Raw genomic sequence first — 20158 nt, 5'->3', positions numbered from 1 at the left:
AAACAATTCCAAGTAGTACTTGGGCTGTTTCCTCAAACATGAAAAAATAAAAAGTAAGTCACTTTGCATAGTTAGGTCAAAATCCTAAGGCGGATGTTATGAAAAAACTTTGGCACAATTGTCATATCGCAACCATGCAAAATGGTCGATATTCCATGATTGAAAATGCAGCGATTGTGACTTTAGGAAATATGATTCATTGGATTGGATCTCAACAGGATCTGGTTGAAGATCAATATGATGAAATAATTGATTTACAGCAAGCTTGGGTAACACCAGGTTTTATCGATTGTCATACGCATAGCGTTTTCGGTGGCAATCGTAGTGTTGAATTTGAAAAAAGACTACAAGGTGTCAGCTATGCTGAAATTGCTGCCCAAGGTGGTGGTATTGCCAGTACAGTACGCGCGACTCGTGAAGCAACAGAAGAACAATTATTAAAGAGTGCATTAAGACGGGTAAAAAGCTTACTCAAAGATGGTGTGACCACCATTGAGATTAAGTCGGGTTATGGTCTTGACTATATCAATGAAAGAAAAATGCTGCGCGTGATTCGTGAAATTGGTCGATGTTTACCAATAACGGTTAAAAGTACTTGTTTAGCTGCCCATGCTTTACCGCCAGAATATCAAGATCAAAGTGATGCCTATATTGAGCATATCTGTATTGAAATGTTGCCGAAGTTACATCAAGAAGGTTTGGTTGATGCTGTTGATGCGTTTTGTGAATATTTAGCATTCTCACCAGAGCAAGTTGAGCGTGTATTTAAAACAGCACAAAGTTTAAATCTGCCCGTGAAGATACATGCAGAACAATTATCTTCTTTAGCGGGTTCAAGTTTAGCGGCGCGTTATCAAGCATTGTCAGCAGACCATCTGGAATACATCACCGAAGATGATGTCAAGGCGATGGCTGCATCAGACACAGTGGCGGTGTTATTGCCAGGTGCATTTTATTTTTTAAGAGAAACAAAAATTCCTCTGATTGATACTTTGAAACAACATCAAGTTCGGATTGCATTATCAACAGACTTAAACCCAGGTACATCGCCAGTTTTGTCTTTACGCTTAATGTTAAATATGGGCAGTACTTTGTTCCGTCTAACGCCGGAAGAAACTTTAGCTGGGGTAACGATCCACGCAGCGCATGCCTTAGGTTTACAAGATTCACATGGCAGCGTAGAGCAAGGTAAGGTTGCTGATTTTATTGCTTGGGATATTGAGCATCCATCTGAACTAACTTATTGGCTTGGTGGTGATTTATCTAAACGTATTATTTATCAAGGTCAAGAGATCAGCGTTTAAATATTTAGGTTTAAGTAAAGTGCATAAAAGTTTTTCAGTAGAGAATTAAAATGACCAGTACATTTGATTGGAATGGACGAAATGATGGTACAGCTGTCAACCATCAACGCATTTTTCAAATTATGAATCAATCAGAATCTGCAAAATTTGCCTTAATTGGATTTGGTTCTGATGAAGGTGTACAGCGAAATAAAGGGCGTATTGGCGCGGCGGATGCTCCGAATGCAATTCGTAAACAACTTGCAAATTTACCTGTGCATCAACCGATGAGCATTGCTGATCATGGTGATGTGATTTGTGAAAATAGTTTGTTAGAACAAGCCCAATCGCAATTGGCAGAACGTGTTGCACAGTCGTTAAGACAAGGTGAGCAGCCCATCGTTTTGGGTGGTGGGCATGAAGTGGCTTTTGGTAGCTTCAGTGGTTTATTTCAATATTTACAAGCCCATGAACCTGAAAAAAATATCGGGATTATTAATTTTGATGCGCATTTTGATTTAAGAGAAGCGGAACAAGCATCATCAGGTACGCCATTTTTACAAGCAGCACAATTATCTGAGCAAAATGCTAAACCATTTCATTACTTATGTATCGGTGTAGCAAAACATGCCAATACTAAGATTCTATTTGAAACTGCTGATCGTTTAAATTGTGAATATATCTACGACCGTGATGTACACATTTTGCACATCGAAAGTTTGCTAGAAAAAATAAATCATTTTATTGAAAAAGTTGATTATTTATATATTACCATCGACTTGGATGTTTTTAGCGCAAGCATTGCCCCTGGTGTAAGCGCACCAGCAGTTAAAGGCATTGATTTAACAGTCTTTGATCCGATTCTTCAATCGATTAAGAGCTCTGGAAAAATTAAAGTATTTGATGTAGCTGAGTGTAATCCAAAATTTGATGTAGATAATAGAACCGCGAAATTGGCTGCTTATATCATATTTAACTATATATTTGATTTATAAGGTTAAAAAACAAACACATAATAAATGATCAAGGATGAATAATGTCTAACTTATCGTATATCAACGACAATGATGGTGCATGGCAAACGTACTTAGCACAAATTGACCGTGTTGCACCCTATTTAGAGCATTTAAAGGAATATATTGATACTTTAAAACGTCCTAAGCGTGCTTTGATTGTCGATGTACCGATTGTCATGGATGATGGTTCTATTCGTCATTTTGAAGGTTATCGAGTACAACATAGTTTGTCACGAGGGCCTGGAAAGGGCGGAATACGTTATCATCCCGATGTTGATTTAAATGAAGTCATGGCACTCTCTGCATGGATGACGATTAAAACTGCTGCATTAAACTTACCTTTTGGTGGTGCTAAAGGTGGGATTCGTGTTGATCCTAGATCACTATCATTACGTGAGTTAGAACGTTTAACACGTCGATATACCAGTGAAATTAGTCATATTATTGGTCCGCAAAAAGATATTCCAGCACCAGATGTCGGTACAAATCCACACGTGATGGGCTGGATTATGGATACTTACTCATCTGGTCAAGGACATACGGTAACGGGCGTTGTAACGGGTAAACCTGTACATTTGGGCGGTTCTTTAGGCCGCATTAAAGCCACTGGGCGTGGAGTATTTATTACAGGCCAACAAGTGGCGCAAAAAATTCAATTACCGCTAAAAGATGCCAAAGTTGCTGTACAAGGCTTTGGTAATGTGGGTAGTGAAGCAGCCTATTTATTTGTTCAAGCCCAAGCAAAAATTGTCGCTATTCAAGATCATACTGGCACAATTTATAATCCAGAGGGTATGAATGTTGATGCGTTAAAGTTACATCTAGAACAACATCAGGGTGTTGCTGGCTTTACAGATGCTAAAGCAATTAGTAATGATGAGTTTTGGACTGTAGAGATGGATATCTTTATTCCTGCGGCATTAGAAGGACAAATTACGGCCGAACGCGCTCAGAACCTAACTGCTAAGTTAGTCTTAGAAGGGGCGAATGGCCCGACCTATCCGCAAGCAGATGATATTTTGACTCAACGCGGTGTGACAGTTGTACCTGATGTGATTTGTAATGCTGGTGGTGTCACGGTAAGTTATTTTGAGTGGGTTCAAGATATGGCGAGCTTCTTCTGGTCAGAAGAAGAAATCAATCAACGCTTAGATGCACTCATGATTAAAGCTATTCATGATGTGTGGCAAACAGCAGAAGAAAAAGTATGTAGTTTAAGAACCGCTGCTTATATTTTAGCGTGTGAGCGTATTTTAAGAGCACGTAAAGAGCGAGGGATTTTCCCCGGCTAAGTATAAACTTGCTTTTTCACGCTATCTGTTGCAACAGTAAAATATTCTTATTCTATAGTTTGCATCAGGTAGTGAAAAATTGGATAAGTCATTTTATTACATATTAAAATATTTTAGCGATTTATTTTATTTTCGAGCTATTTGCATTTTAAAGGTGGGATTTTAACCTATTCCACCTTTTTTATTCTTTAGAGTTTTAGTTGAGCAGATATGATACGTAATTAATTTGTGTCATAAAGCTAATGAAAATCCAAAAAGAGGCTTAAATGCCTCTATATATAATGGTTATATTAAGTCTTGCTTTTCAAGTAATTCATTTAGCTTTTTTTCAAAATCTGAAGGTTTAGACTTAACTTTAAAATAATGCCATGTTTTAGGGCTAATACAGTTTAAAACCTACATCATTTTCATTCGGTTTGGACGGGATGAAACCTTATTTGGCTTTTTCCATTTTCATCATTTTCATCATTTCATCATGATGAGCTTTTTCCATTTTCATCATTTCCTCATGTTGTGCTTTTTTCATTTTCATCATTTCATCATGATGCGCTTTTTTCATTTTCATCATTGCTTCAGATTCATGTTGCGTTGTCGCTTTATGCGTAGTTCCCATCATTTCTTTAGATTGTGTTTGAGTGGTTGGTGTGGCCGCTATAGCTGAGCTTGCTAATATTGCGGTTGTTACGCTAGCTAATAATGTCTTAGTCAGTTTATTCATGATACTAATCTCAATAGTTAGGAAGTCTAGTCGACTACTTCATATACTTAGCTCTTTTAGTAATAAACACAATGGATATGGTGTAATTGATCAGCATGCTTAGATTACAATGTGATTAAAATTACATGAAAAATTATTATTTTTTTGTGCCATTTTTTGTCATTTTATAAAATATTATTTTAAATAGTAAGTGCTTAAATTTTATCCAATAAATTTTTTTTAGAATATTTATAAATGGTATCAAAATATTTCTTCTGAGGTAAAAGAGTCAAAATAAAAATATTGAATAGAACGTTTTTGAACATTATAGAAATTTTATGATGGTGAAGTTAAAAGAAAAAAGGGCGCAAATTTAAGAAGTAAATTGTATTAAATATCAGTTTTTTATAAGAGTTGAAAAATATGTTTTAAAGTTTTGATAAACCATTTACGTGCTTCTAAATCATCACTATGATTATACCAATGTACGCTAACACAAAATGGTTTTAATTGAAGCGGTAACTCAAAAATATTGATATCACTATTTTTTTCATAAACGCGTGCTGCACGTGAGGGAAGTGTGACTAATAATTCAGAGTGAGTTACAACATCTTGTAAAACGCTAAAGTGGGGCACTTCAAGCATAATATTTCTGTTTAGTCCCAATTCTTTGAGTTTTTGGTCTACTGCAATATGCCCTGTAGATGACTTGATTGCAGCATGTTTTTCTTGTAGATAATTTTCTAAACTGAGTTGTTGTTGAATACGAGGATGTAGTTTATGTGCAATGCACATATATTGTTCTTCAAATAAATGTTCTGCTTCTATTTTAGGCATCAGGGTAGAGCGACTATTAAATACAGCCACATCCAAAAGCCTTCTATTAACCAATTTTCTACTTGATTCGATTGAATTTCTTCTATTTCAAGTTTAATAAGGGGAGCTTCTTTAGACAAATATTGAATTAGAGAGGGTAGTAAGCAGATTTCCCCTAAATCTGATAATCCTAAGCGGAATGTTTTAGTTGATGTTTTGGGATCAAAATTTTGAGCCGCGGCAATTGCAACCTCAATATCGGAAATTGACTGGCGAAAGGTTGGATATAAGCTTTGTGCGAGTTTTGTAGGTTTAACTCCAAATTTATCTCGAATAAATAAAGGGTCATTTAAAAATTTACGTAAGCGGTTTAAATTATAAGTTACAGAGGGTTGACTTAAATTAAGGCGATCAGCAGCATGACTAATATTCTTAGCTTCATAAATAATAATAAAAACTTTAATTAAGCTCAGGTCAATCAAGGTGAAATTCCTATTCAGACTGCGGAAAAAAGCATATTGCGTGTCGATTGCGTTATATTAATGATCGTTAAATAACCACACGAATTGAATGATTTACTCATTATTTATGGCTAAGTTATTTTGAGCAGTGGTGATCTTATAATAGTAGCTTAAGTATTGAAACTATATTTAGTGGTCAAGTTTTTGTGAGTTTTCCTATCAATTTGATAAATCAACTTCATCTTCAAAGAAAAGTAATTCAAAATTTTACTAATTAAGAAGTATTACTTTAATAAGAATAAGATTGTATAAAGTAATACTTCTCTATCTGAATATGAGTTTTAATCAATTCGCTTACTAAGCTGAATAAGATTGTCGCTGTGATTGAATTATTTGATGAAATGACTTTTGAGCATTGATCAGCTCTTGTTCAAGATCATGCTGCCATAACCAGTCAAAACGTTGTTCTAAATGCGCAGCAACCGTGTCAAAATTTTGAAAATCTGGGGCATATAATTCATAAATTTCCCCAGCTTCACGTGATGTCGTTTGGACTTGTGATGCACGTTTTTTTCGAAAGTCTTCATATATAGTGGAAACTAAGTGAATATTTTGCCGATCAAGATGTTCTGAAGCTAATAAATGTGACAGTAATAATGCATCTTCAAGCCCCTGACCAGCACCAGCACCTTGATGGGGCAACATTGCATGAGCTGCATCACCTATTAAAATCACATTTTGGTTTTTATTTTTATATGTCTCAAGTGGCGGAATTTCATGTAAAGCCCAAATGGTGGGTGCTTCAATTAAGTTTAGCAGTGCCTTACAGCTATTACTCCAATCTGAAAAATCATCTAACATTTCTTGTTTAGTCATGGATCGAGTCCATGCTGTATTCTCAGGTAAAACGGTATTCATTCGGTCTGATTTAAAAGCAACAATATTAATTTCTTCTCCTTGGCGAATTGGAAAGGTCAAAATATGCTTGTCTTTACCCAGAAACATTTGCGGAATTTCAGCCAATGCTAAGTCATGATCCAGCTCAATCAGTGTTTGCTTAAAATCTTGAAATTTAATAATTCCACGATAAGCCCAAGTACCAGAAAATTGGGGTGTAACACGAGGTAGTTGTTGTGAATTGAGTACATGGTCTCTGACTACCGAGTGGATACCGTCACAACCAATTACATAATCACATTCAATGGTTTGTCCATCTATAAAAAGAACTTGTACTTGATCAGGTGAAGCATTTACCTGTTTTACACGTTTATTAAAATGTACATGCGTTGAAGGAACAAATGGAATGAGGCTTTCTAAAAAGTCTGCGCGGTGTACGGAGGATTGCCCAACATCTGGGGCAATAGAAGCCGAAAAGTATTGATCGGTATATCCATTTCGCCATTGAAACCAAATATCTGTATATGGTGCTTTGACTTGGTCTGCAATTTTTTCATACTGGGTGGCTAAGCCTAATAAATAGATGGCTTTAACGGCATTTGCCCCAAATGAAATACCAGCTCCAATTTCTGAAAACTGTGGTGCAGCTTCATAGAGATGCACATCAATATTTTTATTTTTAATCAATTGTGTCATCAGTGCTAATCCTGCGATTCCGCCGCCAATAACTGCAATTCTAATTCTTTGCTTCATCATCCATCATCCTTGTTGAAAAGCTTGTTCTATGCATCATTGAATATTTTTATTATTTAATCCAATTTATATTTTTAGGATTAAACTATTTAAATTATTGATATTTTGAAAGGCCGTTATTGCCTTTACTCGCTATTGAGATTTATTTTTTAAGGTGATCTTAGCGTTAATGGTTCAGATAAAAGGCATTTTTCATATAAAAATACAACTTGGAAATATAGTTTATCGAATGGATTGCAGCTCGAGATAAAGCTCAATATTGGATTGGGCTTTATCATTTAGCTGGAAATATTTAATTATTTAACATTTGCATCATGCGGGATGTTAATTACAATTTTACCTAAAGCTTTGCCTTCAGCCAAATAATGATGAGCTTCCACTGTTTGCGTGATATCAAACTCTCTAGGATCAACGAGTGGTTTAAGCTTGTTTTCCTCCGCAAGTTGCGTAGCAATTTTTAAAATATCACCATGATGTTGTCTTCTGTTATTTTCAAGCATTGGCCATAAGATAAATACGCCTGAAATAGTTACATTACGTAGTGAACTTGGCGCTAAGTTAATCTCTGAGAATGCATTACTACTGATAATATGACCATAAGGAACAGTAGCTTCAAGGACTTGTTCTAATTGTTTGCCACCGTTGGTGTTGTAAATAACATCAAATCCTTTCCCCGCAGTAAATTCAGTTACACATTCATGAATGGTTTGTTGGTTATAGTCAGAAAATATTGCGCCATAACTTTCAATAATTTCTTTTTTTGCCTGCGATGCGATTGCATAAACTTTTGCACCATGTGCTACAGCAATTTGTACTGCCATATGTCCAACACCACCAGCACCACCTTGCACTAAAACCGTTTGTTCTGGTTGTATGTTCGCTTTATCAATTAAACCTTCCCAAGCTGTTAAAAATGTTAAAGGAATGGCCGCAGCTTCTCGCATGGTCAAGTTTTTAGGTTTTAGAGCAATTAGACGAACATCAGCTAACACATATTCTGCTAGTGTTCCTGGTAAACCTCGGACACCTCCAACCAAACCATAAACCTCATTACCCACAGCAAAATGATCAACGTCATCTGCAACAGCAATGATGGTTCCTGCCATGTCTGTTCCAATAATCGCTGGAAGCTCGGGCATCGCATATGGGGCTTGCCCTGTCCGAATTTTATTATCAATTGGATTTGTACCACTGACCGCAATTTTTACTAAAACATGACCGTTAACAAGCTTAGGAATATTTATATTTTCTAAATGCAGTGTTCCGGTTTCGTAGCTTTTTAGAATTAAGGCTTTCATTTTACCTGTATTCATTTGTATTCAACTCGTAAGAATATGGCTTATTTTTTATCAAAATGTTAGTGTTGGCAACTAGTTACCTTTTTGTACCGTGGTGGTAAAAAAGTTACCGTGAGTGAGGTTGTTAATAGATGTCATTGATTCTTTTGGAAAATTGTCCTAGGCGCAGAATTCATAAAATTTTAGAGCATAAGTGGAATTCGATGATTTTGTATGTGCTTTCCCATAACTCATTACGAACTGGAGAGCTACAACGCTGTATGCCCGGTATATCAAAAAAAATGCTAATACAAAGTTTAAAAGAGTTGGAGCGCTATGGTCTGATTGATCGAAAAGTGTATGAAGTCATTCCACCTCATGTGAGTTATTCTTTGACTGAGATTGGAAAAAAAGTCGTTGAACCACTATTTATGCTTTATGAATGGGCGGATAAAAATGAAGATATTTTAGATATTATTGAACAAAATATGGAAAAGGCAAATTAGGCTTATCTTTTTAATTATGTATGATTTTTTTAAATAGGTATTATGCGATAGAGTTAAGCACGTATCATTAATGATTCTAGTAAACAACTTAGTTGTGAAATCACACTCAATTTTTGTGAAAATAATGTTGATTATTAATTCAATAAAAAATTAATTTAAGATTTGAGTGAAAACGGGTGGAAACAAGAGGTAGGGGATTACAGAATCAGTTGAAGTCTAAAAAGCATGACTGAATAACATATATTTCAAGTACAGATTGTTGTTATATGTACTATCATCGACCTGATATAAAAATATTTGATCAGCCCAATTTTTTAAAATTGGGCTGATTGCTTCTTAGCCTTTTATTTCTAAGTTTTGTTGTGGCGTTAATTCACTTTCAAAAGCTTTCAATTTAGGTTTAACTTTAACAATATAAGCAACCCATAAAATAGCCAGCCAACCGAATCCAACGTAAATTGCAGGTCTAGAATCTGGAAAATAAGCCATCATCGCTAAAATAAACAACATGAATATAATGGCAAATGCTGGAGCATATGGCCAACCAATCACAGGAAAATCTAAAGCTTTAATTTCTTCCGTTGAGAGTTTACGACGCATTGCAATTTGCGAAACAAGAATCATCAACCAAACCCAGACTGTGGCAAACGTGGCAATTGAGGCAATAATTAAGAATATATCTTTAGGAATAAAGTAATTCAGCACAACCCCAATCAATAACACCCCTGCCATAACAACTACAGTCATCCAAGGCACACCATTTTTAGACACTTTGGTAAATATAGTCGGTGCTTGGCCACTTTGAGCCATGCCATATAACATACGACCTGCACCAAAAACATCACTATTAATTGCTGAAATTGCTGCAGAAATGACTACAATATTTAAGATTGTTGCAGCAGATTTAATACCTAAGCTTTCAAAAATTTGTACAAATGGACTGCCTTGTGTACCAATTTGATTCCAAGGGAAAATTGACATGAGTACAAAAATAGTCAAGACATAGAATAATAAAATACGAACTGGAACAGCATTAATAGCTTTAGGAATCGATTTCTTTGGATCTTCAGATTCACCGGCAGTAATACCAATAATTTCAATCCCACCAAAGGCAAAAACTACCACAGATAAGCAGGCGACTAAACCGCCAATCCCATGAGGCATGAAACCATCATACAACCATAAATTTTGAACACCCGATACGATCGCACTTTGATCGTTATGGAAGCCATAAAACATGAGTCCAAAACCACCTACAATCATGGCAATAATGGCGGTTACTTTAATAATGGAGAGCCAAAATTCTAATTCACCAAAGACTTTTACGTGAATTAAATTGATTGCACCCAAAAATAAAATTAACGATAAAATCCAAATCCAGCGCGGTACATCGGGATACCAAAATCCCATGTAAATCCCAAATGCAGTGACATCTGCCAATGCTACTATGATCATTTCAAATACATAGGTCCAACCTGTGGTGAAACCCGCAAATGGGCCAATATATTTGGATGCATAATGACTAAAAGAACCTGAAACTGGATTATGTACAGACATTTCACCCAGTGCGCGCATGACAATATAAATTGCAATCCCAGCAACAATATAAGCAATTAATACAGAAGGTCCTGCCATTTGAATGGCAGTTGCAGAACCATAAAACAGACCTGTTCCAATCGCTGAGCCTAAAGCTAAAAAGCGTATGTGGCGGGTGTTCAAGCCTCTTTTTAAAGCAGAATCTTGTGACATGTGAATCTCCAATCCTTGAGGAAATTTTTGTTTGATAAAAGGTCACATCATGTGACCTTTTTTTAATCACAACTTATGCAAGACTAGGTAATAATTTGGCAATAACTAATTCATTTAAACATCCACTTGCCAATAAATCACTGGCTTGTTCAATATCTGGTGCAAAGAAACGATCTTCACTGTAATAAGGTACTTGATCACGTAAAATATGACGTGCGCGCTCCAATTTCACTGTGCTTTTTAATCCCTTACGGAAATCTAAGCCTTGGCATGCACCTAGCCATTCAATCGCTAAAACACCACGTACATTTTCCGCCATTGGCCATAAACGCTTACCTGCATTTGGCGCCATAGACACGTGATCTTCTTGATTGGCAGAGGTAGGTAAGCTGTCTACGCTTGCTGGATGTGCCAATGCTTTATTGTCACTGGCCAAAGCTGCTGCTGTGACTTGTGCAATCATAAAACCTGAGTTGATTCCGCCATTTTCTACTAAAAATGGTGGCAATTGTGACATATGGCGATCCATCATCATCGAAATACGACGTTCAGATAATGAACCAATTTCTGCAATTGCCAATGCTAGATTATCCGCAGCCATTGCGACAGGCTCTGCATGGAAATTACCACCTGAAATTACATCACCTTCTTTCGCAAAAACCAATGGGTTATCTGAAACAGCATTTGACTCAATTTCAAGAACTTCAGCAGCCTGACGAATTTGCGTTAAACATGCACCCATAACTTGTGGCTGACAACGTAAAGAATACGGATCTTGTACTTTTTCACAACCTTCATGTGATTGACCAATTTCACTATGATCTAGGAGTAAATCACGATAAGCAGCAGCAACATCAATTTGACCACGTTGACCACGGACTTCATGTACACGTGCATCAAATGGTGAGCGTGAGCCAAGCATAGCTTCAACACTTAAGCCACCACAAACAACAGCAGCTGAGAATAAATCTTCCGCTTCAAATAAACCGCGTAAAGCATATGCTGTAGAGACTTGTGTCCCATTTAATAGTGCAAGACCTTCTTTTGCAGCTAAAGAAATTGGTTCTAAACCCGCAATTTTTAAAGCTTCAACAGCAGGTAACCATTCACCTTTGTAACGTGCTTTACTTTCACCTAATAAGACCAAAGACATATGTGCGAGTGGTGCTAAGTCACCTGATGCACCGACTGAACCTTTCAGTGGAATATGTGGATAAACTTCAGCATTAATTAATGCCAATAGCGCATTAATTACGCTTAAACGAATACCTGAAAAACCACGAGCTAAGCTATTTGCTTTCAGCAACATGATTAGACGAACCATGTTATCATTTAGCGGCTCACCAACACCAGCTGCATGTGAAAGAACTAAAGAACGTTGTAATTGTTCTAAATCTTCAGGTGCAATTTTAGTAGAAGCTAATAAGCCAAATCCAGTATTAATTCCATAAGCTGTACGACCTTCATGAATGATTTTATTCACACAATCAACACTTGCTTGAATTGCAGGAAGTGCACTTTCATCAAGTTTGACTTGAATAGGATTTAAATAAGCCTGACGTAGATCAGCAAGATTAAGTTTACCTGGTTGAAGAAGAAGTTCCATTTTCGTTTACCTTTTTATCATTTCGTATATCCTGCTAATATTTTATTTTCCTTAAAATATTAGCAGGTGAGTTCAATCATTTTTAATCTATGAGTATCAATTAATTGTCACTTTTAAGATGAAGGTATCGCACACCATCTTTGTCACACTACCTATCTATTCATGAGTCCATTTAATTGTGTATCAGATAATGTATTCACTTTTTCATTACTGAAATTTGTGATGATCACTTTCAGACTCCTGTCTTTTGGTCATGTTTTATATTGACTAATAATTTTAACGTTTGTGTGGATACGTATAGTCTTGTATATACAGCAAACTTTACACAAATATTTCTGATTTTGAAAATAGATTTTTTATAAAAATGTTAAAAAAAACTTAAGCTAATGAATATATTGATAATTAATTTTAAATAAAGTTGGGATTATGGGCTGATTCAGCAAATTCTAAAAAAATGTAGTAACGAATATGATAGTTGTTTACTGGATTAGTAAGCAGCTCTTGATATGATCAGAGTTATTTTAGGTGAATAGTAACATGATTTTTATAATTTAAGAATCATCTAAACTAGAGCCTAAGTAACGTCTATAATGATGGATCTTAAAAGAAGAAATGCTGAGCTGACGTTTTTCACTGCTACTTGATTAACCTCTTTATCTATTAACTATATTTAATAAAGATTCTCAGTGACAGAGTATGAGTAACCCTTTTTACCAATTATTTTTTATTTAAATTCAAGGTACATGAAGCAGTAATACGATGAGGTGGTTTTTAGACTCTAATTATCAGGGGGATATTTTTGAATATCTAAGGGAGTAGTCTATTTTTAATAAGTTATTGTTTTTATTTTAAATAAAACACTCCGAAGATGCCGCTGCAATGTCGTTACCCTGAACCCGATGAGTTCAAGGTGGACGTGACGTACACTTAATAGGTTTCCCACTCGGGGTGGGCATACACTCAAAATATACAGAACACATCCGTAAGTTTAAGTATCGGCAGGGGAATTAGACCCGCTGGCGAACATCTCAGAGATGTAATTAGTATACATAATCTATCGTGAGAGGCAAATCGTCATCGGTTAAATTATATAAATTTAATACCATAATCACATTTGTTTGCACAAAGAAAAAGCGGTTTATACCGCTTTTTCAACATCTTCAAGCATGGTACTGAGTAAGCGCTCACAATGTGAATACTCTTGTAACGATTTATTCATGGTGAGAATTTCTTGCATTAATTCCAAAGCCACCATAATCATGAGCTTGTTATGTTCCATGTTAGGGGCTTTACGACGAAATTCCTGAAATTTTTCGTTTAAAAGTTGCCCAGCACGTTCTAAGTCTGCTTTTTGATTAGTAGTCGTAGAAAGGCGAAAAATTTGTTCAATTAAACGTAATTCAACAGTCACAACTTCAGTCATGATGATGCCTCCTCATTATTTTCAGTCGGATGAGCAAGTTGCTGAATTTCTTGCGCATGATGATCTTGTTCCGTACCCAAAATAGCAAGACGCTGAATAATCGCTTCAACTTTCGCTTTTGCATGATCATTTTTTTGAATTAAGCGTTCACGTTCAGCGTGCAAATCAGTAATCTCTTGCTGAGCATGCCGTTGTTCATTCAACACTTTTTCTTTAACAATCCTTAATTCATTACGTTCGGCAAGAATTTCTTGGAACCGTGTTTTCAAGTCAGTACAACTTTTTTCCAAACGTCCATAGCGTTCTGCAAGAGCAGTCGCATCTGTATTCAAGTGTTGGAATTGAGATTGTAGCCCAGAAAGTTGTTCTGTAAGATTATCTACTTCATCTTGCTTGTGTGTAATGATGCTGTTTTTATGCATAATTTGGGCATGAGACTTCTCTTCACTGTTATCCTTTTCTTTTAACAGTGATCGGTTTTCATTCTCAACAGTTTCAAGGCGTGTTTTTAAGGCGCCAATATGCGTCTGTAGACGCTGTAATTGTTCTAACATAACGTGGTCGCACAGATTTGCAATCAAAGGTAATATATACAGAAGTATAGAGGTTGGATAAACGAATGCAAGACGATATTTCAGGTTGGTCAGATTGGAAGCATAATTTTGAGGGTATTGAAGAGATTTCAAGTCCTAGTGAGTTACATGGTCTTTTAACTGGTATAGTTTGTGTAACCGAAGCGCCTACTCGTGATGAATGGTTACAAATTTTATCAACACTTAATATTCCGAAATTAGATGATGAGGCTTTAGCTTTACTTGAAGAAGAAGCTAATGATGTTGCCCATGCTTTGTCTGAAGATGAATTGGATTATCTTCCAATGCTTCCAGATGATGAGCATTTTCTTTCAGAACGTGTTCAAGCACTCGCAGATTGGTGTGCGGGCGTAGTTTTAGGCTTTGGTTTAACTTCAGGTCATATCCGTGCCAATGAACAAGAACTAATTGAAGGTTTGCAAGATGTTGCATCAGTCGAGTTTGAGGAAACTGATGAGGATGAAGAAGGTGAACAGAGTTATCAGGAACTTTACGAATTTGTTCGTTTGATTCCTGTTTCATTATCGGTTGGACGTAAGAAAATTCCAGTTTTAGCTAGCTCTTTATTGCAAAATTTTCAGAGTAAATTGAAGCAAGATATTGAAACATCAGAAGGTAGTAATCTGGTTGAAATGTTTACACCCCATCGACCAAGTTAATTTTCTCATCGCATAGATTTAAATAAATCCATCTATGCGATGAACTCAATTATCCAAGATGATTTTGTGGGTTAGATTAGACGCAAAATCATTAAATATTTGAAAATAAGCTGAATAGACAATGAAACTGACGCAAGCAGATTTTCAGGAACGTCGTGACCGCCTAGCAAAACAAATGGGTCCCAATAGCATCGCAATGATTGCAACTAGTCCTGTGGCAATGCGTAACCGAGATGCAGACTATAAATTTCGTGCGGATAGTAGTTTTTTCTATCTCACTGGGTTTGCAGAGCCAGAAGCAGTGGCTGTCATTGAAACTGCGGATTCAGGTGTAGAATATACCTATAGTTTATTTTGCCGTGAACGAAACCGTGAGATGGAAATCTGGAATGGCTATAGAGCGGGAACTGATGGCGCAATTCAGGATTATGCAGCAGATCAAGCTTATGCTATTGAGCAACTTGATATAGAAATCATTAATAAGTTATTGAATAAAGAAAAACTCTATTTTCGTGTTGGGCAACGCACAGATTTTGATACTAAAGTCACCATGTGGTTAAAACAAGCTCTTGAAAAAAATCAAGGACACGCGATTCCAACTCAAATTCAGCAGCTTGATATCATTGTTGATGAAATGCGTTTGCATAAATCCGCGAAAGAAATAGAACTTATGCAAATTGCATCGAATATTAGTGCTGAAGCACATACTCGTGCGATGCAAAAAGTACGACCAGATATGATGGAATATGCACTTGAAGCCGAATTGAATTATATCTTCGGACAAAATGGTTGCGTACCCTCATATAACAGCATTGTTGGTGGTGGTAAAAATGCCTGTATTCTGCATTATGTGGAAAATGATCAAGTTCTCAAAGATGGTGATTTAGTCCTGATCGATGCTGCATGTGAATATGAATATTATGCTTCGGATATTACCCGTACTTTTCCGATTAATGGTCAGTTTAGCCCAGAGCAAAAAGCACTTTATCAAATAATTTTGGATGCGCAAATTGCAGCGATTAATGCAATTCAGATTGGAAACTCATATAAAGCACCGCACCATGTAGCAGTACGTATTTTGGTACAAGGTTTACTAGACTTAGGTTTGATGAGCGGTAACATTGAAGAAATCATTGAAACTGAAGCGTATCGGCAATTTTATATGCATGGTACAGGGCATTGGTTGGGAATGGATGTACATGACGTTGGTTCATATAAAGTGGATGGCGATTGGCGTGTCTATGAAGAAGGCATGGTGGTGACCGTAGAACCTGGTTTATATATTGCACCTGATGATGAAACTGTAGATGCTAAATGGCGTGGTATTGGTATTCGTATTGAAGATGATATTGTGGTAACCGCCCATGGGCCATTGGTATTAACTCAGAATGTTGTTAAGTCAGTTGCTGATATTGAAGCGTTGATGGCGCAGTCATAATAAATTTGTTATTGAAAAGCCGATTAAGCGATTGGCTTTTCAATCATTTGGAATGGTTTTATGTCTCAGACTTCGCATAACGATCATTATGTATTTCAAAGCTGATCATGTCGTTTCGATAACATTTCACAATATTTCTGTCTTATCTTATTTTTTAAGTCCAAATCCTCAGTAATAAGATCTAAACCACCATCATACGGTGCAATAATTATCTTTTTCTCAAAAGAAATTAAAAATGCACGAGTTTCATCATTAGCAATTTTAATTAATAAGTCATTATGTAAGTTTGGTTCCCATACTGTTTCAGTAAACATGGGTATAAAACATGAATCATTACTTTCGCCATCATCAAAATATTTTGGATCAAGTTTATGTAAATTTATACGTGATCCAGTAATAAAATCATATTGAAGTATAGAAGCTTGATCATAGCTCGGTGTTGATGAGTTACCTATGAAATAATTACCCGAAACAATAAAAATAGGTATTCCTGATGTTAAGCAATCACTAATAACTTGATTTTGTCGTCTAAGTAATAAATCAATTTCTACAGCATGATTTGCATATCGTTTTGAATTAGGTAGGCTATGTACGCGCAACCAATTATTTTGAAAATAATATTTAAAGAGATATGGAATAGGGGCTTTGTTTGGAAAATATTTATTCCATTTGCATTCAAAATTACTAACCATACTATCTGCCATATCATTAACTCTATATTTATTAAAATAGCTAAAATAAATATAATACTGCTTATTTGAAAGTATTTTTTATAAACGCTTCATGCTTCATGCTTCATGCTTCATGCTTCATGCTTCATGCTTCATGCTTCATGCTTCATGCTTCATGCTTCATGCTTCATGTATGAATTTTTAGCTATGTTCCACAAATTTAATGGGATGTCGCTAATAAGAGGTTCTCATTTTTTGATTTAATATTTTAAAAATAAATGACTTTAGATATTTTAGTACAAAGCATCAGTACAACAAGAATAAACACAATTAACTATTTCAATATAAAAATCACTGACCTTGATGTAATATAAAATTAATCAAGATTATAAGTATTCAGTAAGCTGGATAGCATCTAGAAAGGATCAAAGCATGCAACAAGAAGTCATCATCGTTGGCGGTGGAATGGTCGGTTTAAGTCTAGCTTTGATGTTAGCGAAAGCAAATATTGGGGTAAAACTTTTAGAAGCCGTTAAGTATCCAAATTATGATGATGCGAATCTTGCGCCATATCACTCGAGTTTCGATGCACGAAATACAGCCTTATCGCGTCGCAGTGTACAAATTTATCAAAAGCTTGGCCTTTGGAATGCATTACAAGAACATGCGACCCCTATTTTAGAAGTACATATTACTGAGCAAGGTGGTTTTGGTAAGGCGCGCTTATTGGCAGAACAAGAAAAAGTCGAAAGCTTTGGCCAAGTAATTGAAAATGCATGGTTAGGACGGGTGTTATTGACGCAGGTTCGTGAGGAACCCTTAATTGAATTGATTGATGGAGTACAAGTAACCTCACTGAACCAAGATGCTGATAATGTCTATATTGAAGCAACACGTGAAGGAGAGTTCATTCATCCACTGAAATCCAAATTGGTGATTGCGGCAGATGGTCGAGATTCATTCTGTCGTCAAGCACTAGGTGTAGGGGTGGATGTACATGATTATGATCAAGTTGCGATAGTGACAGCTGTGCAAACCTCTAAACCTCATCAACAGGTTGGTTTTGAACGTTTTAGCCCACTGGGCCCTTTAGCGTTGTTACCACTTCCAGGTGAGTGTCGTCGTTCAGTAGTTTGGCCAGTGAAAAAAGGTACTGAGCACGAATGGTTAGGTGAAGAAAATGATCAACATTTCTTAGGTGCCTTACAACAAACTTATGGCGATCGTGCCGGAAAATTCATTCAAACAGGCAAACGATTTAGTTTTCCATTGTCACAAGTACTGGCAGAAAAACAAGCCGTAGGTCGTGTCATCCTGATGGGAAATGCAGCACATACCATTCATCCTGTTGCAGGCCAAGGTTTTAATTTATGTTTACGTGATGCTGATGTCTTAGTGCGTTTTATACAGCAACAATTGTCTAAGTCGGATGATATTGGTCAGCCTGAAATGTTGAAAGCCTATGAACAAGCACGTCTAAGTGATCAGCAACGCGTTATTAAATTCTGTGATGCCGTGGTTCGTGGTTTTAGCAACCAAAATCCATTGTTAAAACTCATTCGAAATACAGGATTAGTGGCTTTTGATGTGATTCCAGGGATTAAGCCATTGGTCGCTAATTATGCAATGGGGCTAAAAGCATGAGTCAAGTTAATCAAGCTAAAACAGATCTTTTGGATGTGGTGATTGTCGGTGGTGGTTTGGTTGGTGGATTGACTGCGTTACTTCTAGCTCAAGGTGGGGTGCAGGCGACAGTACTGGATGCTGCCCCTATTTTGGATGAACAGCAGGTTTTAGCTGTGGCGAATCCACGAGTTTTAGCCTTGAGTCAAGCTACGATTCATTTGTTGAAAACGGTGCATGTGTGGGATGAGATTGCTCGGCAGATGCCATATACAGGCATGCAGGTTTGGAATAAAAATGGCTACGGTGAAATTAATTTTGGGCAGGCATCAGAAAATTTTCCATCAGCTGAACAAAGTTTAGGTTCAATGGTTGAACCCAGCGTATTGAATTTGGCTATTCAACATAAAATGCTGGAGCAATTGCAAGATTACCGTACGCAAGTAAAAGTGGTACGTGTTGAACGTGGCGTGGGGTGTTGGATAATACAACTTGCAGATGGGACTCAACTGAAAACCAAATTGCTGATTGGTGCAGATGGCGCAAATTCGTTTGTCCGTGAGCAGGCTTTAATTGATTTAGATGTTTTGGACTATCAACAAGCAGGTTTAACTTGTGCAATTCGCACGGTCCAACCACACCAATATGTGGCTCGTCAGATTTTCTTACCGACAGGACCTTTAGCTTTTTTACCAATGGCTAGTTTGGACCTTGAACAAAATCAGCATTGGATTTCTATTGTTTGGACATTACCAGATGATTATGCAGATGAATATGCAGCACTAGATGATGACGGTTTTACACAATTATTAACACGTGAAAGTCACCATATGCTTGGTGAGGTCATTGAGGCAACGCCGCGTGCTAAATTTCCGTTAAAAGCACGTGCAGCCAAACATTATGTCAAAGAAGGCTTGGCCCTGATTGGTGATGCTGCGCATGTGATTCATCCTTTGGCTGGGCAAGGCGTCAACATTGGTTGTCTAGATGCCGCTGTACTCTGTGATGTGCTGCTGCATGATCAAAAACGGGGTGTTTGGGCACATGAACAGACATTAAAGCGTTATGAACATACTCGAAAAGGTCAAAATGAGGCAATGATGCATGCGATGTCAGCAATCGGATGGATTGAAACCGCTGAAATATTTCCATTGGTTTGGGCTAGAAATTTTGCTTTAAAACAAGTGGAACAACAGGCTTTTTTAAAAGATCGTTTTATGGCACAGGCGAAGGGTTTTAGTGCATTGCAAGACACGCGTTATGCTGTTTAATGTGTGAAAGAGATATAAATTAGCCATTCATTTATATAAATTAACCATTTTGATTAAAAAAAGCACATTTTTGTGGGGTTAACCTCTAGAAGAAATGAGCAGAGCTTGGTACATTTCTCGGTAAAAC

At 36.6% G+C, this 20158-nt stretch carries 16 protein-coding genes, 1 other RNA gene and 1 pseudogene; 8 read left to right on the top strand and 10 right to left on the bottom strand.

Features of this window, described 5'->3' with window-relative positions:
• Positions 1 to 98 precede the first annotated feature (98 nt).
• Genes hutI through B9T27_RS10725 form a run of 3 tightly spaced genes read left to right on the top strand, consistent with a single transcriptional unit; the run spans position 99 to position 3591 of the window.
• Positions 99 to 1304, top strand: a complete 1206-nt coding sequence (hutI, locus tag B9T27_RS10735; RefSeq protein WP_086206814.1) for an imidazolonepropionase — start codon at positions 99 to 101, stop codon at positions 1302 to 1304.
• Positions 1305 to 1354: 50 nt separating this feature from the next.
• The gene (gene hutG / locus B9T27_RS10730; RefSeq protein WP_086206813.1) at positions 1355 to 2278 is read left to right on the top strand and encodes a formimidoylglutamase; all 924 of its coding nucleotides are present in this window, start codon (positions 1355 to 1357) and stop codon (positions 2276 to 2278) included.
• A gap of 41 nt (positions 2279 to 2319) precedes the next feature.
• Positions 2320 to 3591 (top strand): Glu/Leu/Phe/Val family dehydrogenase, encoded by a 1272-nt coding sequence (locus tag B9T27_RS10725; RefSeq protein ID WP_086206812.1) that lies wholly within the window; start codon positions 2320 to 2322, stop codon positions 3589 to 3591.
• 433 nt (positions 3592 to 4024) lie between these two features.
• On the opposite strand, the gene B9T27_RS10720 is transcribed toward B9T27_RS10725, so the two are convergent.
• From B9T27_RS10720 to B9T27_RS10705, 4 genes and pseudogenes are all read right to left on the bottom strand, one after another.
• Entirely contained in the window at positions 4025 to 4309 is a 285-nt protein-coding gene (locus B9T27_RS10720) for a hypothetical protein (RefSeq protein WP_086206811.1), read from the bottom strand.
• A 384-nt stretch (positions 4310 to 4693) separates the two neighbouring features.
• Positions 4694 to 5583: pseudogene (locus B9T27_RS10715) on the bottom strand (LysR substrate-binding domain-containing protein).
• 339 nt (positions 5584 to 5922) lie between these two features.
• Positions 5923 to 7215, bottom strand: a complete 1293-nt coding sequence (salA, locus tag B9T27_RS10710) for a salicylate 1-monooxygenase (protein WP_086206879.1) — start codon at positions 7213 to 7215, stop codon at positions 5923 to 5925.
• Between the two features lie 296 nt (positions 7216 to 7511).
• On the bottom strand, positions 7512 to 8528 hold the full coding sequence (locus tag B9T27_RS10705; protein WP_086206810.1) for a zinc-dependent alcohol dehydrogenase family protein: 1017 nt from the start codon (positions 8526 to 8528) through the stop codon (positions 7512 to 7514).
• A 116-nt stretch (positions 8529 to 8644) separates the two neighbouring features.
• On the opposite strand from B9T27_RS10705, the gene B9T27_RS10700 reads away from it, so the two are divergent.
• Positions 8645 to 8998 (top strand): winged helix-turn-helix transcriptional regulator, encoded by a 354-nt coding sequence (locus B9T27_RS10700; RefSeq protein ID WP_086206809.1) that lies wholly within the window; start codon positions 8645 to 8647, stop codon positions 8996 to 8998.
• 336 nt (positions 8999 to 9334) lie between these two features.
• Here B9T27_RS10700 and B9T27_RS10695 read toward each other — a convergent pair whose 3' ends face one another.
• The 5 genes from B9T27_RS10695 to B9T27_RS10675 form a co-directional block, all read right to left on the bottom strand.
• Positions 9335 to 10747, bottom strand: coding sequence for an amino acid permease (locus tag B9T27_RS10695; protein WP_086206808.1), 1413 nt, complete (start codon positions 10745 to 10747; stop codon positions 9335 to 9337).
• A 73-nt stretch (positions 10748 to 10820) separates the two neighbouring features.
• The gene (gene hutH, locus B9T27_RS10690; RefSeq protein ID WP_086206807.1) at positions 10821 to 12353 is read right to left on the bottom strand and encodes a histidine ammonia-lyase; all 1533 of its coding nucleotides are present in this window, start codon (positions 12351 to 12353) and stop codon (positions 10821 to 10823) included.
• A gap of 856 nt (positions 12354 to 13209) precedes the next feature.
• A non-coding RNA gene (gene ssrS, locus B9T27_RS10685) (6S RNA) lies at positions 13210 to 13391 on the bottom strand.
• A 100-nt stretch (positions 13392 to 13491) separates the two neighbouring features.
• Positions 13492 to 13776, bottom strand: a complete 285-nt coding sequence (locus B9T27_RS10680; protein ID WP_086206806.1) for a cell division protein ZapA — start codon at positions 13774 to 13776, stop codon at positions 13492 to 13494.
• The gene (locus B9T27_RS10675) at positions 13773 to 14330 is read right to left on the bottom strand and encodes a hypothetical protein (RefSeq protein ID WP_086206805.1); all 558 of its coding nucleotides are present in this window, start codon (positions 14328 to 14330) and stop codon (positions 13773 to 13775) included. Before B9T27_RS10675 ends, B9T27_RS10680 begins: the two co-directional genes overlap by 4 nt.
• 65 nt (positions 14331 to 14395) lie before the next feature.
• Here B9T27_RS10675 and B9T27_RS10670 point away from each other — a divergent pair, with 65 nt between their 5' ends.
• Both B9T27_RS10670 and pepP read left to right on the top strand, forming a co-directional pair.
• Positions 14396 to 15028 (top strand): UPF0149 family protein, encoded by a 633-nt coding sequence (locus tag B9T27_RS10670; protein WP_086206804.1) that lies wholly within the window; start codon positions 14396 to 14398, stop codon positions 15026 to 15028.
• A 121-nt stretch (positions 15029 to 15149) separates the two neighbouring features.
• Entirely contained in the window at positions 15150 to 16466 is a 1317-nt protein-coding gene (pepP, locus tag B9T27_RS10665; RefSeq protein ID WP_086206803.1) for a Xaa-Pro aminopeptidase, read from the top strand.
• Between the two features lie 95 nt (positions 16467 to 16561).
• Here pepP and B9T27_RS10660 read toward each other — a convergent pair whose 3' ends face one another.
• Positions 16562 to 17170, bottom strand: a complete 609-nt coding sequence (locus B9T27_RS10660) for a hypothetical protein (RefSeq protein WP_086206802.1) — start codon at positions 17168 to 17170, stop codon at positions 16562 to 16564.
• A 399-nt stretch (positions 17171 to 17569) separates the two neighbouring features.
• On the opposite strand from B9T27_RS10660, the gene ubiH reads away from it, so the two are divergent.
• Together ubiH and B9T27_RS10650 are read left to right on the top strand one after the other, a co-directional pair.
• A complete protein-coding gene (gene ubiH, locus B9T27_RS10655) occupies positions 17570 to 18781 on the top strand; it encodes a 2-octaprenyl-6-methoxyphenyl hydroxylase (RefSeq protein WP_086206801.1) in 1212 nt (403 codons plus the stop codon).
• Positions 18778 to 20031 (top strand): FAD-dependent monooxygenase, encoded by a 1254-nt coding sequence (locus B9T27_RS10650; protein WP_086206800.1) that lies wholly within the window; start codon positions 18778 to 18780, stop codon positions 20029 to 20031. The genes ubiH and B9T27_RS10650 overlap by 4 nt, the downstream gene beginning before the upstream one ends.
• Positions 20032 to 20158: the final 127 nt, after the last annotated feature.

This window comes from Acinetobacter sp. ANC 4648 (assembly GCF_002135345.1).
Classification (GTDB): Bacteria; Pseudomonadota; Gammaproteobacteria; order Pseudomonadales; family Moraxellaceae; genus Acinetobacter.
Note: the sequence above shows the minus strand (reverse complement) of the source record. Positions and strands in the feature narration are given on the sequence as shown.

Bases quoted from the DNA above. Each gene is read 5' to 3' on its own strand.
- B9T27_RS10720 (WP_086206811.1), bottom strand. From the start codon at position 4,309: ATGAATAAACTGACTAAGACATTATTAGCTAGCGTAACAACCGCAATA.
- hutI (WP_086206814.1), top strand. From the start codon at position 99: ATGAAAAAACTTTGGCACAATTGTCATATCGCAACCATGCAAAATGGT.
- B9T27_RS10695 (WP_086206808.1), bottom strand. From the start codon at position 10,747: ATGTCACAAGATTCTGCTTTAAAAAGAGGCTTGAACACCCGCCACATA.
- B9T27_RS10705 (WP_086206810.1), bottom strand. From the start codon at position 8,528: ATGAATACAGGTAAAATGAAAGCCTTAATTCTAAAAAGCTACGAAACC.
- pepP (WP_086206803.1), top strand. From the start codon at position 15,150: ATGAAACTGACGCAAGCAGATTTTCAGGAACGTCGTGACCGCCTAGCA.
- B9T27_RS10660 (WP_086206802.1), bottom strand. From the start codon at position 17,170: ATGGCAGATAGTATGGTTAGTAATTTTGAATGCAAATGGAATAAATAT.
- hutG (WP_086206813.1), top strand. From the start codon at position 1,355: ATGACCAGTACATTTGATTGGAATGGACGAAATGATGGTACAGCTGTC.
- hutH (WP_086206807.1), bottom strand. From the start codon at position 12,353: ATGGAACTTCTTCTTCAACCAGGTAAACTTAATCTTGCTGATCTACGT.
- B9T27_RS10680 (WP_086206806.1), bottom strand. From the start codon at position 13,776: ATGACTGAAGTTGTGACTGTTGAATTACGTTTAATTGAACAAATTTTT.
- B9T27_RS10670 (WP_086206804.1), top strand. From the start codon at position 14,396: ATGCAAGACGATATTTCAGGTTGGTCAGATTGGAAGCATAATTTTGAG.
- B9T27_RS10700 (WP_086206809.1), top strand. From the start codon at position 8,645: ATGTCATTGATTCTTTTGGAAAATTGTCCTAGGCGCAGAATTCATAAA.
- ubiH (WP_086206801.1), top strand. From the start codon at position 17,570: ATGCAACAAGAAGTCATCATCGTTGGCGGTGGAATGGTCGGTTTAAGT.
- B9T27_RS10675 (WP_086206805.1), bottom strand. From the start codon at position 14,330: ATGTTAGAACAATTACAGCGTCTACAGACGCATATTGGCGCCTTAAAA.
- B9T27_RS10725 (WP_086206812.1), top strand. From the start codon at position 2,320: ATGTCTAACTTATCGTATATCAACGACAATGATGGTGCATGGCAAACG.
- B9T27_RS10650 (WP_086206800.1), top strand. From the start codon at position 18,778: ATGAGTCAAGTTAATCAAGCTAAAACAGATCTTTTGGATGTGGTGATT.
- salA (WP_086206879.1), bottom strand. From the start codon at position 7,215: ATGAAGCAAAGAATTAGAATTGCAGTTATTGGCGGCGGAATCGCAGGA.